This window comes from Alteromonas sp. MB-3u-76, assembly GCF_002831605.1.
Lineage (GTDB): Bacteria > Pseudomonadota > Gammaproteobacteria > Enterobacterales > Alteromonadaceae > Alteromonas > Alteromonas hispanica.
Window position 1 is genome coordinate 875,624 of sequence record NZ_CP025115.1, and the last position, 12,393, is coordinate 888,016.

Annotated in this window: 8 protein-coding genes and 1 pseudogene; 6 read left to right on the forward strand and 3 right to left on the reverse strand. The window is 40.7% G+C overall.

Features of this window, described 5'->3' with window-relative positions:
• Positions 1–268: 268 nt before the first annotated feature.
• From CW735_RS03930 to CW735_RS03955, 6 genes and pseudogenes are all read left to right on the forward strand, one after another.
• Complete coding sequence (locus CW735_RS03930; RefSeq protein ID WP_100970979.1) at positions 269–1,168, forward strand: fructose bisphosphate aldolase; 900 nt, start codon at positions 269–271, stop codon at positions 1,166–1,168.
• A gap of 300 nt (positions 1,169–1,468) precedes the next feature.
• Positions 1,469–2,875 (forward strand): annotated as a pseudogene (locus CW735_RS03935) (DPP IV N-terminal domain-containing protein); the annotation flags it as partial.
• A gap of 96 nt (positions 2,876–2,971) precedes the next feature.
• Positions 2,972–4,396: a site-specific integrase gene (locus CW735_RS03940; RefSeq protein WP_100970981.1), complete on the forward strand. Its 1,425-nt coding sequence runs from the start codon at positions 2,972–2,974 to the stop codon at positions 4,394–4,396.
• 2 nt (positions 4,397–4,398) lie between these two features.
• Complete coding sequence (locus tag CW735_RS03945) at positions 4,399–6,168, forward strand: hypothetical protein (protein WP_100970983.1); 1,770 nt, start codon at positions 4,399–4,401, stop codon at positions 6,166–6,168.
• 9 nt (positions 6,169–6,177) lie between these two features.
• Positions 6,178–8,196, forward strand: a complete 2,019-nt coding sequence (locus tag CW735_RS03950) for a hypothetical protein (protein ID WP_100970986.1) — start codon at positions 6,178–6,180, stop codon at positions 8,194–8,196.
• A 4-nt stretch (positions 8,197–8,200) separates the two neighbouring features.
• Positions 8,201–8,731: a hypothetical protein gene (locus CW735_RS03955; RefSeq protein WP_100970988.1), complete on the forward strand. Its 531-nt coding sequence runs from the start codon at positions 8,201–8,203 to the stop codon at positions 8,729–8,731.
• 46 nt (positions 8,732–8,777) lie between these two features.
• Here CW735_RS03955 and CW735_RS03960 read toward each other — a convergent pair whose 3' ends face one another.
• The 3 genes from CW735_RS03960 to CW735_RS03970 form a co-directional block, all read right to left on the reverse strand.
• Positions 8,778–9,755, reverse strand: coding sequence for a GIY-YIG nuclease family protein (locus CW735_RS03960; RefSeq protein WP_100970990.1), 978 nt, complete (start codon positions 9,753–9,755; stop codon positions 8,778–8,780).
• 86 nt (positions 9,756–9,841) lie between these two features.
• Positions 9,842–11,095, reverse strand: coding sequence for a hypothetical protein (locus CW735_RS03965; protein WP_157812640.1), 1,254 nt, complete (start codon positions 11,093–11,095; stop codon positions 9,842–9,844).
• Between the two features lie 134 nt (positions 11,096–11,229).
• Positions 11,230–11,883, reverse strand: coding sequence for a hypothetical protein (locus CW735_RS03970; RefSeq protein ID WP_100970994.1), 654 nt, complete (start codon positions 11,881–11,883; stop codon positions 11,230–11,232).
• Between the last annotated feature and the right edge of the window lie 510 nt (positions 11,884–12,393).

The following is a 12,393-nucleotide window of genomic DNA, read 5'->3' on the forward strand; positions in this document are numbered from 1 at the left end:
TCAAGTAAGCTGTTTAAGCCAAAGGCCCTCGTTAGCTTACTTAAAGAAGTAACGAAAGAAATAGCGCATAGTATGCTACCGGTGCTTACATATACTGAAAACAGCAAAAACAGTATGGTGTGTGTAAGCTCCTTTTCGGAAATAGCCTTTTTAAGGAGTCAACTTTTCCGGAAATAATATAGCCAGCTTTACAGTGACGTTTGCTGGCGAAATAACTATAAACCCTACAACTGTCGTAAAGGCAGAATAAAACAAAAGGAGTGTTGCAATGGCATCACAAGCTCAGCAATCTATGCTGGATAAACTCAACACACAGGTCGGCTTTATTGCAGCCCTAGATCAAAGTGGCGGCAGTACACCAAAAGCGTTACGCCTTTATGGCATTGAAGAGTCTGAATACAGTTCAGACGAAGAAATGTTCAACCTTGTCCATGATATGCGCACACGCATTATTACTAGCGAGCCGTTTAACGGCGTGCGTGTTCTGGGCGCTATTCTGTTTGAAAACACTCTTGATAGAGAAATTGAAGGCATGCCTACGGCCCACTACTTGTGGCAGAAGAAGCGTGTTATTCCTTTTTTGAAGGTGGACAAAGGACTGGCGGAAGAAAGTGATGGCGTGCAGGTAATGAAGCCTATGCCAGAACTCGATGCTCTGCTTGCTAAAGCAGTAGCACAAGACGTATTTGGTACAAAAATGCGCAGTGTTGTGAAGCTGGCCAATCAACAAGGTATTAAAGCAGTTGTAGAGCAGCAGTTTGAAGTGGGTAAGCAAATCTTAGCTGCAGGGCTTGTGCCTATCATAGAGCCGGAAGTTGACATTCATAGCCCAGAAAAGGCGGAAGCCGAGGCGCTGCTTAAACTTGAAATTCTTACGCAGCTTAACCTGTTAAGTGAAGGTCAAGAGGTAATGTTAAAGCTAACGTTACCTAACGAGGCAAACTTCTACAAAGAGCTTATCGATCATCCTCGTGTATTAAAAGTGGTTGCGCTTTCAGGTGGCTACAGCCGCGACGAGGCAAACGCCAAGTTAGCTGAAAACCAAGGCATGATAGCAAGCTTTTCTCGTGCATTGACTGAGGGCGTGTCTGCTAAGCAGTCTGAAGAAGAGTTTGAAGCAACACTAGATACTGCTATTGAAGGTATATATCAGGCGTCAAAGTCTTAGTTTAAGGCAGCGTGAGCGCTTTACACTTACGTTAGCATGTAAAAAACGTATATGAGAGAAGGAGAGCAGCGCTCTCCTTTTTTGTGTCTGTGTTAAACGTTGCTCCATATTTGTGACAACATTTAAAAGCTCTCAATCATATATGACAAATAGCATCTTCTCTTTGAGGTACGTACGTTTTATCTATTAAATAGCGTCAATCGCCGCATATTGGCAAATGCGTTCTCGTCAGCAAGTTGGAATACGCTAGTATAAAACGTTTACAGACCTATAAATTCGAACAACAAGAAAAGGGCGAAGATGACATATTACGATTTTCTGATACATCGCAAAAAAAGCATAAAACCAACGAGAAAAAGCCGTGTTGTAGTGGCGTTACTCGGTTCTCTATTCGTAAGTAGCTTTGCAGTAAAAGCAACAAGCCACAGTGATAATGCCAGTGCTACAACAAATATATCTGCAGCAAAAAATGCCCATCACTTTGCGTCGGAAGATATTTTTAACTTGGAGTATGTAAGTGAAGTGCAGGTGTCGCCCAATGGTGAGGAGGTGGCTTATGTACGACGTTCTAACGATATTATGTCAGACAGCACCCGTTCAAATATATGGGTAGCAACTGTCGACGGGCGTAGTCATCGCCCTTTGCTTTCAGCGAGTCATAACTTTTATTCTCCCCGCTGGTCACCAGACGGCAAACGTTTGGCATATTTATCGAACGAAAATGGAAAGCCTCAGCTTTATATTCGTTGGATGGACACCGGCCAGACCGCACTAGTTACTAATGTTACTTCTTCGCCTAGTTCCATTACGTGGTCACCAGATGGTAAATATATTGCTTTTACTATGAGTGTTGATGCAAATGAAAAGCCATTAAGCGTTAAGATGCCTAAAAAGCCAAAGGGGGCTAAATGGTCGCCAGGCTTTGAGTATATTACGAAAGCTCGATATCAGGCAGATGGAAAAGGCATACTAGAGCCAGCTTACACGCACATATTTGTTGTACCCACCCATGGTGGCACAGCAAGGCAATTAACTTCTGGTAATTATCATCACAGGGGGAGTTTAAGCTTTTCACCCGATGCAGAGAAAATTTACTTTTCGGCAAATAGAAGTGACAACTGGGAATACGAACCAGTTGAGGCGGATATCTACACAGTAGATATGGGTGGCAATATAGAGCAAGTCACCAATTTTAAAGGCCGTGAAGCATCACCCGTTGTGTCACCAAACGGAAAGTATGTGGCTTACGAACGTCGAAGCGATGAAAAAGTGATGTACAAAAATAGCTATTTGTACGTAATGAACGCTGACGGAAGCGACCATAAAAACCTTACCGAAGATGTAGATAACTCGGTCAGCAATATTCAATGGAAAGATAACAAAACCTTATACTTTCAGCAGTCTGTTCGCGGGCTGGCGCAAGTGAACAGTGTAACCTTAAGCGGTAAAATAAGAACGAAAGCAAAAGGACTTGGTGGAACTACCCTAGGGCGTCCCTATGTATTTGCTACCTATCACGCCTCCGACGATGTAGTTGCATACACAAAAGGAGCTACAGACAGACCCGCCGACTTGTATGTATCTGACAAAAAGGAGCGACAGCTCACTTACCTTAATGAAGATGTGTTAGGACATAAACAGTTAGGTGAAGTAAAAGAAATTGTTTACAACTCCTCAATTGACGGCGAGGAAATACAGGGCTGGCACCCCTACACCCTACATCACTAAATCTACCCTCACACTATTGGCCTCTAGAATATAATCAGTATTATTTCAACAATAAGAATAATTTCAGGAAGTTGTATGGCAGTTAGGTATGTTGATGTTGGCGATATGCGAATTGATTCGAGTTATCGATTTAACATTGATGAGAATGGAGAGTTGCATAAAGAGCGTCAGAATGATGGTGTGACAGTGCCTAACATGTACTTGTTGTTCGACTCTAACCATCGGCCAATTAACGCGGCAAATGAGTATCTAATACACTGTAAGGCTGTTGATAAGAATGTAGACATTAAAAGTACAGCTAAAGGGTTGATGCACTTCTTTGACTTTCTTGAGTCCAACAATCTTCAATGGGATAAGATGCCAAGACCAAGGCATAAGCGCCCTCTATATTTATTCAGGGACTATCTACAGGCACTTCATGACAGCGTAGATCCAACAACAGGTAAGCGTGGATTGGCAAGTACAACAGCTAAGAGCTATAGAGGTGCGGCTGTAGGTATGTACTCTTACTGGTTGTCTGTAGGTAATGTATTCGAGCGTGATCCCTGCCGATTTTACGAAGCATCAATTAAAGATGATCGTATGCTTGGTCATGTCACTAAATCGATTAGTGTTCAGATGACCGATCTTAAGATTAAAGCTCGTGACAAATCAAAAGGAAGTAAGATTCCGAACCATCTTCGTCCACTTCTAAAAAATAGCACTCCAGAGTTACAATCGTTGATTTCAGTGTTGTCGCGAGGTGTTGGCTATGTTGAAGTTAAAGGTGTTATTTCAAAAAAGGCAATATCAATAGAAACAACGCTCGCGGTGCTCATCGGTCTTTATACGGGCTTAAGAAGAATGGAGATACTTACTCTCACAAGTGAGGTAATAGATACACCTAAGAGCGCTTCAGGAGCCACTACTATCTTTATCGGGCCATCTATTAATTGCCACACAAAAGGTGGTGAAAGCGGTGAGATCAAAATACCTCATTGGTTGATGCGTGTGCTACTGAAGTACAAGCGCTCATCGAGATACAAGAAGCGCTTGAAGAAGTTCAATGAAAGTAGCACTTCTTCATTCGCCAAAAAATATCCTCCGCTGCTACTCAACAATCAAGGTGAGCAATATAGCGAGAACACTTTAAATGCACGCTGGGGAGAAATCAGAAAAGCTATTCAGATAGATTGTGCATTACCCACGTTCTCTCACAAGTTTCATAATCTTAGACCTACATATGCGACCTATCTAACAGTCGCACTATTGCAATTGCGTCATCCGCAAGGCCATAAGAAAGCAGGGGAACCAGTATTAACTAGAGATCAGGTCGAAGCTGAAGTACAAGCTAGACTTAGGCATTCAGCTCCCTCAACAACAGCGCTATATGTAAAGTTCTGGGAAGACGCAGAACTGGGGAGAAATTCAGATAGGATTTACCAAGAAGGGCTGGATCAAATATACGGTGATGATCAAACTCTGATGGTTTGGGATAGTTTGATGGAAGGGGTTGAATAGCATTGGCCCAGTTAAGAAGAGCGTCGCTTAGCAGTGAGCAGAACAAAAAAATAGTCAATCACTATGCAGTAAAGCCTATCAACGCCGAAGGCATGATATTGGAAGTGCCTCATTACGGTGCGAGACATGGTGGAAATAAAAAAATATACGTAAACCGATTGCTTTACCGAGGTGTTCCCAATGCTAAAAAATTAGGATCTATGGAGCCTATAACAAGTCGCTATGGTTTAGTGACTAAGGTGTTTGAATGGATTTCTCATGTTGCAAATGAAAACGGTGCAACAGCAGACAACTACTTCAATTACATCGTCCCATTCTTTAGATATTGTGACGATAAAGAGAAAGATGCTCAGATATCTCGACATTGTGTAGAAAGCTACGGAAATGAGATACGCCAGCAAAACGCGACTAGCGAATTGTCTTCAGGAACGCTTCACTTGCGTATAACTTCCTTAAGCCTCTTTTTGACTTGGCTAGGTGAAGAATCACTTATCGAATTTATTCCATCTATATCTCAAAAAAACACCCATTGTAGGAAAACCGCCGCGTACTCTGAAGATGAGCAGATCGGAGTTGTCAGGGATTTGTTTAGAGTATTCAACACGCTGGCAAGCCGCTTAAAAACAGGTGTTCCAACAGATTGTCCTTTTGATCAGCCAAGCAGAGGTTGGGACTCTTGCACATCGAACAAAACAGCATGGTACAACAAGCTTTCAATTTCAGCCTACTACCTTACAGCTAGTTTTGTTGGTGATAACACGACACCATTAATGGAAATAAAACATAAAGACGTTGTGGGTCGTGAATACCGTTTCGACAAAACTACCAACCTCTATAGATTAAAAACAACAAAGGGCCGACAAGATGACCAAGAAAACTTATGGGACTTAGGGTTCACAAAGCGTGGGAGGGATTTTTTTGAGGCGTATTTAAAGTGTGTAAAATTGTGGGGGTTGAATGATGATGCGTACCTATTCCCTGCTTTTTTGCATGGTTCATATATTGGGCCAATATCTCAGCCTCTGATTAGCAACTTCTTTCGTTGGTTTGAACCCAAATGCCCTCACGGAATAAAGCCTGTAGTCAGTCGTTTTAGGCAAAGTAAAAGCGACGGACTGATGTCAGACACAAACTCAATAGCAATGGTTTCTGAGGGGCTTAACAACCTCAAATCCACCGTCGAAAAAAGCTACTTGAATGGCAACCCACAAGAAAACAAAAACAGGATTGGATCTGCTGCCGAAGCAATCGTTATGACTGCAAAAGGTTCAACTATCGCAGAGTCAAAAGCTAGCGTGGAAAAGAAATACGGAAAACCACTGAGAGTTGTGGACATTACAAATCAAGGCGAGCCAGAGCCTTATCAAACAAAGGTAGGTTCTAGGTGTAAAAATCCATTCAGTGAAAAGGCTGAAAAGCTCAAAAAGCAATTAGTTAAGAATGGCCTAGTAGCTGAACATGAAAGTGTAGCTTGCTTTAAGTTCTTAGACTGTTTTGAATGCGATGAGATGGCGTTGGTTGCAGAAGTAGATGATATCTGGTGTATGTTGAGCTTCAGGGAAAGCTTAGTGGAAGCCATGCAGCGGCCTTCGGTGAATCAACTACCGAACAATAAAGTTTCTAGTGTCTTACACAAGATAGAGTTGATGTTAGGGGATATTAAGGCCGATTATCCAAGCATATGCAGTGATGCAGAAGATAAGTTTAATAAAGAGGCACACCCTATTTGGGATGATGATGATGCAATTTTTGATCTGTACACGGTGTGGTAAGGAGGCTGTATGATTGCATTCAAACCGTCGGTGGGCGCTGACGACGTTAAAGTTCCTGAGTTGGTGGTAATAGATTGCTCTATCGATAGTTCTGCCGAGTTCACTAACGTGGTTGTGAGCTACGACAGAGACGGCAAGCCGCTAAGTTATTTATCTGACGATGTATGGGATTTTAGTGCCTATTCATCATCTAAGACTGAATCAGGAAGCGCTAGGGCTATTTGGGACTGGGAGAATGTAGCACCCCTGTTTAAGCTCTCTCTTAAAAAGATGATGTACTTACATTTATTTGAGAAGAGAAGGACAACGCCTAATGGCTTAAGTAGTGTTTATAACACTTTCGTTAATTGGTCTGTGATGTCTAAAATTTGTGAACAGCGCGGCGTGCCATCACTTGCCTCTTTGCGTTCTCCAAAAATGCAGAGGAAGCTGCTCGCAGGTTTGTATGGCCGAAAGCTTTCTTTTGGGACAGTTGAAAGATATCTGACATCAATCAATATCGCGGCGAAGTTAGGTTTTACGTCATTCGAAATTGGTAGTATTTCGAAGCTTGCGAAAAGGCTATCTGATGCCTCTAAGGGTAACGGACAGACACTTGCTATACCTCAAGCACTGGCGGCACAGATCTACGCTCACGCAATAGATAAAGTGGAGTCCTGGCATATGCGTCGGGAAGAGTTATCGGCATATTTCCGCGACTATATTTCCTTGATTGAGCTTGAAAAGCCTTTCGAATATTTTAGAGCGTTTTTTGATGCGTCAGACTTTTTGTCGCCTGACATTAGGCCGAATCAGAAAACCAACAAATATGGTTCAAAAAGCGTAACAGCGCTGTATAACGACATACTTATTGCTTGTGGCACTGTTATTGGCGCTGTAAGCGGCATGAGAATGACCGAGTGGTTTGAACTGGACGCAGACTCTTATCAGGTGGAGAAGTATAGGGGTATAACCCATCACATACTGGTTGGCAAAACAAGTAAGCTGAATAACGGCATTCCAACAAGGCACGCTTGGGTGACTGCTCCCATAGCTAGACTTGCAATAGAACTTCTGTCTTCAATCACTCAAGCAAGACGCGAGAGAGTTCTTGCAACCTCAAATGTTGAGGCTGGTAGTGGATATCTCAAAAAAGCAGAAAAACTAAAAGATGTATCTCAATGTTTATTCTTATCCCTTGGTATAGAAGGTAAAGCCCTAACGTTAGGAAATGCAGCACTAAGAAAGGCAATGAAGCGATTGGTTGAATCGTGCCCTAATGATGACGGCACGACAGGCGCAAGGCTTCGCGAAGAGCATTTGGAAGAGTTTAAGGTTCTTAATAGGGATAATTCAGATGCCGTTTTGGTAGGCGAATACTGGCCTCTTCTAACTCACCAATTCAGAAGGACATTTGCTGTATTCTTAATACGCAATGGATTTGGATCATTTATACAAGTCAAAGAGCAGTTCGCTCATGCGAACATTAGTATGTCTATTTGGTATGGTCGCAATGCTGATGTAGCTATCACGTTAGACTTGGCGCAAGATTCAGAGATACAGGCTGAAATCGCTGAAATGAACGCGCTCCTGATGACTGATGTTGCGGAGCAGATATTTTTAGGGGATACCCCTATCTCTGGTGGTGGCGGTAAGCGCATTAGAGATCAAATAGGTAATGGCAATATTGTATTTGAAAGCAGAGAAGAAGTTGAAGCAGCAATTAAAAGCGGTTCGCTGACGATAATTGATAACGGCCACAGTCTTTGTTTGAATCCACAGTGTAGCCGTCTGGATTGTACAATCGATCCCGCTGTAAATTCTGTAACGTGTAGCCATGACGTTATTATGCCCTCACACGCTAATAAACGTTTTGAACTTAGAGATCGACTTATCAAAAGACATAAAAGTGCGGTCGATGCTGGACTTAAACAACCTAATCTACTTACCAAAACACTTGTTGGAATTAGGGCATGTGAGCAGGTTCTTCGCGAACACAATATCCCTTTTGAGCCTTACGGCCAGTTAATCGAAGTTACCCAAGAGTGATCGTATGAGTGACAAACTAAGCAAAACAGAGATTCAGTTGGCTATTTTTGAAGAAGCACTAAAGCGACTATTGACTAACGAAGGCCAAATAGTAAAACCTGGCACCAAGCTATCTATGGCTAAGCTAGCCCTTGAGTCAGGAGTAGGTAGTGGGACATTGTACTACAAGCCATATAAGAACTTCCGCGAAAAAGCCAACAAACTAATGGATGAGTTCAACAATAACCCATCCTCTCAAACAAGTGGTAGCGTCGATGCCAACACCGACACAGTTAAAAACCTTCGTGCAGAACGCGACAATGAAAAAGAGCTAAAGGTTAAGTATAGAGGTGAGCGTGATGAGTTGAAGGAGCAATTAAAGGTTATGTGTGCTGATAGGGGCGCTGTAGAGCACGATCTTTATGAAGCTACCGCCAGAATTAAAGAGTTGGAAGAAATATTTGAGAGAGCGACTGGGGTTCATCCCGATCAATGTCAGCCACATGGAAGTAAGATATCTGTATTGCCACGCAACCTACAGATTGAAAAGATATAGAGAGCTGAACTTTGCAAGTTCCCTAGATAGTATGGGGAGTTTCAAGCTAAATACTGCACTTTGAAAGCAGATTAACAAAAAACCTACCTTCTTTAATTGAGGGGTATTTTTCTAGAAAGTCTCTCCAATACCAACTGTATTTAAGGCCACTTTTAAGAGCTAGAATCATCAGCTCATCCCTGATTGTAGCTTTATCTTTCCGATGTAAATCCATTATATTTCGCGCATCATAAAGTTCGGGAAGGTGTTTCGTTCCCTCCTTCAGCCACCTTCCACCTCTTACATTGTCTTTGCCATAAGTTACCATCATCCATAAGGTCAGTGCATCTTCGGTTATGAGCGACTCACCAAGTGATGCGCATTTGATTTGCTTTATCTGTTCAATAGGTGGGTGTAACTTAGTCCACGTAGATCCTTTGCCCTTTAGGTGCTCAGAATATCGTTTTGAAGGATCAAATGCTGAGCCAATGTAGTATTTTCCGTTTTGTAATCTGAGGATGTAACAGTAGGATGGTTTTGTTTTATTTGCATTTTGTGACTTTGTTCTGGCCGAAGGTGTTGACCTAAAGACAGTTTTTGTTTGTGCCAATGTTGAATCGCCAAGCTGTGGCTCATTAATACAGTGAGAAGCTACGGAATTACGTTTATAAGTGCGTTTTAGTTTATTCCTTAAACCCTCATCAGAGCAAGCGGGGTGAATTTTATATGCACTGCTAAGCAGTTCTGAAAAGGAACTTCCTTGCAACTCCACTTCGCAAATCGGTTTTATGCAATTTACAATATCACTCAATTTACAATAACCGTCAGGAGTGTAAATTCGACCTCCAACCATTAAATATTCATCTGTAAAGCGCTGAATTCCTAGCTCGATATTACTTTCCTGAAGTGCAATTATGAGGGTGCGGAAATCCAATCCTGCGCTACTAAGCAAAATACCTTCCATCCGTCCAGCAACCCTAACAATCTCATCATCTTCAAGGTATGAACCATTCCATTTGTCATTGTTCTTTATAATATTTGTCACGAATTAATCTGTTTTATTGCGAAATAGCAAGGTCTCTTAAAGACAATCAAGGTTGCATTAAATATTTCAACCATAGACCACACGTTTTATAAGGAATATAGCTCAACTAAATCGTCAATAGAAAATCCATAATGACTATATGAGTCAGGGTAAGTCTTTACACGATAATTTGAGCTACTAATATTTTTCTGTAACAAGTATTTGCTTAGATAATATTCAATATTTCGAGAAAATTGCAACACTGTTGCAGACTCTATTAGGTTCAGGTACTTTTCATTTTCAAATGTTACTCCCTCTCGGAAAACTAAGAAATATGCTAAACGTTCAAGGTCGAAGTATGGGAGTTCATGGTGTCTAGCTTTTCCAATTAAAAACATTTTTTCATGCAAAGAAATACCAGAAGTTAACATATAAATTGTTTCTTTATCTTCCAACATTTTTTCAATCATATCAGGAGAAAGATCTTCCAACTCACCGATAAATTTGTATTTTAATTTAGCGTTCTCCTTCGATCTTAAAGTAAAAAGGACATATTCTTCTGCAAAAAGCGACAAATCTGCTTCTTCTAAGTCTTTAAATTTAATATTTTCGGGAGCTAGATTTGCGTTCTTTATTTCATCTAGAATGTCAGAAATTGGAGGTGCATTCGTAATAACAGAGTTTGAACTAAATACAATATTGTTCGTTTCGCATTCATTATAGAGAATATATTCTTTATAACTTTTCCTATATTCTAAATCCTCAAGCGATTTTGCTCTTTGATTGTCATATTTTTCAATATATTGATCCACATCGATTAGATTTTTCAATACCTCTTTTCCACTTTCTAAAGCGGATAAATCAAGTAAGTCGCCGGAAAATAATGAGTTACTCAAAGTATGCACAGAAAAAAGGTTTGAAGAAAAAACTTTACGGAAAAAACTTTCCCCTCTTTTTTTCAAAATATAGTTAGCAACTGAGTATGATTTCGCTTCCATTGGTATGATTACTTTATTAAGGTCTCCAGCATAGTATTTATTCATCATCAAAACAAACTGCTCTGGACTTTTAGAATCTATCAGTTGGGCAACGCCAAAATTACTTATTGAATATCCTAACCTGTACAGCTTATCTAACTGCGGTTCGGTTGCACCATAAGATATAAGCACGTCCAAGGGACTTACATAATTGCCTCTAACCACGTAATTATCGTCAACCGAACCATTCTTAATCGCTTCAATGTAGTATTCGACTCCATCTGTATATAAAACTTTGATTCCGCTATTAAACTGCTGCAATAAATTGTCTTCGTTTGAAACATTCGACCCACTATCAAATCCGTCTAGCAAATCTTGCGACAAGACCAAGGGTTCCGAGTGAGAACCTTGGAAGTCCAGATAGATGAATTCATGACACGAATCGTTGGCGTATAAAACCTGACTTGTCGTGCAAATAGCCAAAAGCAACAACGTAACCACTCTTCTGTAAAGCATGACTAGCATGTTTCTTTATACGCTTCGGACCAAGCAACGCATGCTGCCTTTTGCTGAGCCTCAAGATATTTATCAGCTGAAATCCACGTGAACATACTAGCATAAAACTCCGTAGCTCGGTTTCTGCAACGACTTAGACCAAATGCGTTGTTTCTGTTGCCGTCTAAGCATAAATCTAGCATATCGTTAAAAAAACTACTGTCACATGTAGATTTATTTGATCGTCTGTCAACATAGCATATATCATGACTTTGGCATGCGTTTTCAAAAAATGCTATCGACTCAGAGTAAACAGGACGAAGAAGTGTAGGAACTGAGCAACCATCAGGAGATATACTGGGAGGGTTTCTCCAGTTGCAGTTTTCAGGTCGCTTTCGTTCATTTTTCTCACATTGTTTTGCCATTTCTTCGTAATAGATATCTTCGGCTTCAGTTGACCCCCAGCCTGCCATTTGTGCGAAAGTTCTCATGTCGACGATAAACAAGTTGTAATTAGGGCGTGGTGTTCGTTTACCGCTTACCTCGATAATCTCGATAGTGTCGTCAGCGATAAGCTCAGCGTATCCCAACGTTACAGTTCCGTCTTTAACAACCAAAAACATTGATGAGACAAGATACATCATCAAAAAAGATAATGCTTTAACAGAAAACTTCATGTACATTCCTTGTAGTAATCATAGGTTTTTTAAGGAGAGCTAAAAATAACTCCGATGCAGTTCAAAACAAAAAGTAGCGCGCAAATAACGAAGAAATAGAGACCTTCCATACCCGTTTGCTCACCGATTACTACATCTACAGTGGCGCAGAAAACCACTGCAAGCGATAAAGCAATAGACGAATAATGATACAACTTTGAAGATTTGCTTTTAGCTTTTTTTGCACTTTTACATAGTCGTAAAAATAAAGCGAGGATTATGAGTGTAAATATCCATGTAATCATTTTTACTTCCTTTTTTATTCTATACGCTAACGGGAATGTGTTTTTTAGTCAAACACTTTAATGCATTTCCGAGACCACTAGCCAGAGCAAAGATTGTTATTGTATTTTGCTTCTATAAGATGGATAAGAAAAAATCATGCAGGAACAGTATTTTAAGTTTTGACTTTCTACCCCTATTAGTTTTATAAGAATCTTTCAGTTTATTATTATGCCTGGTATTTCTTCG

What these genes read in the sequence shown, in the direction of transcription:
- CW735_RS03930 (WP_100970979.1), top strand. Translation starts at nt 269, where the DNA reads ATGGCATCACAAGCTCAGCAATCTATGCTGGATAAACTCAACACACAG.
- CW735_RS03940 (WP_100970981.1), top strand. Translation starts at nt 2,972, where the DNA reads ATGGCAGTTAGGTATGTTGATGTTGGCGATATGCGAATTGATTCGAGT.
- CW735_RS03950 (WP_100970986.1), top strand. Translation starts at nt 6,178, where the DNA reads ATGATTGCATTCAAACCGTCGGTGGGCGCTGACGACGTTAAAGTTCCT.
- CW735_RS03955 (WP_100970988.1), top strand. Translation starts at nt 8,201, where the DNA reads ATGAGTGACAAACTAAGCAAAACAGAGATTCAGTTGGCTATTTTTGAA.
- CW735_RS03970 (WP_100970994.1), bottom strand. Translation starts at nt 11,883, where the DNA reads ATGAAGTTTTCTGTTAAAGCATTATCTTTTTTGATGATGTATCTTGTC.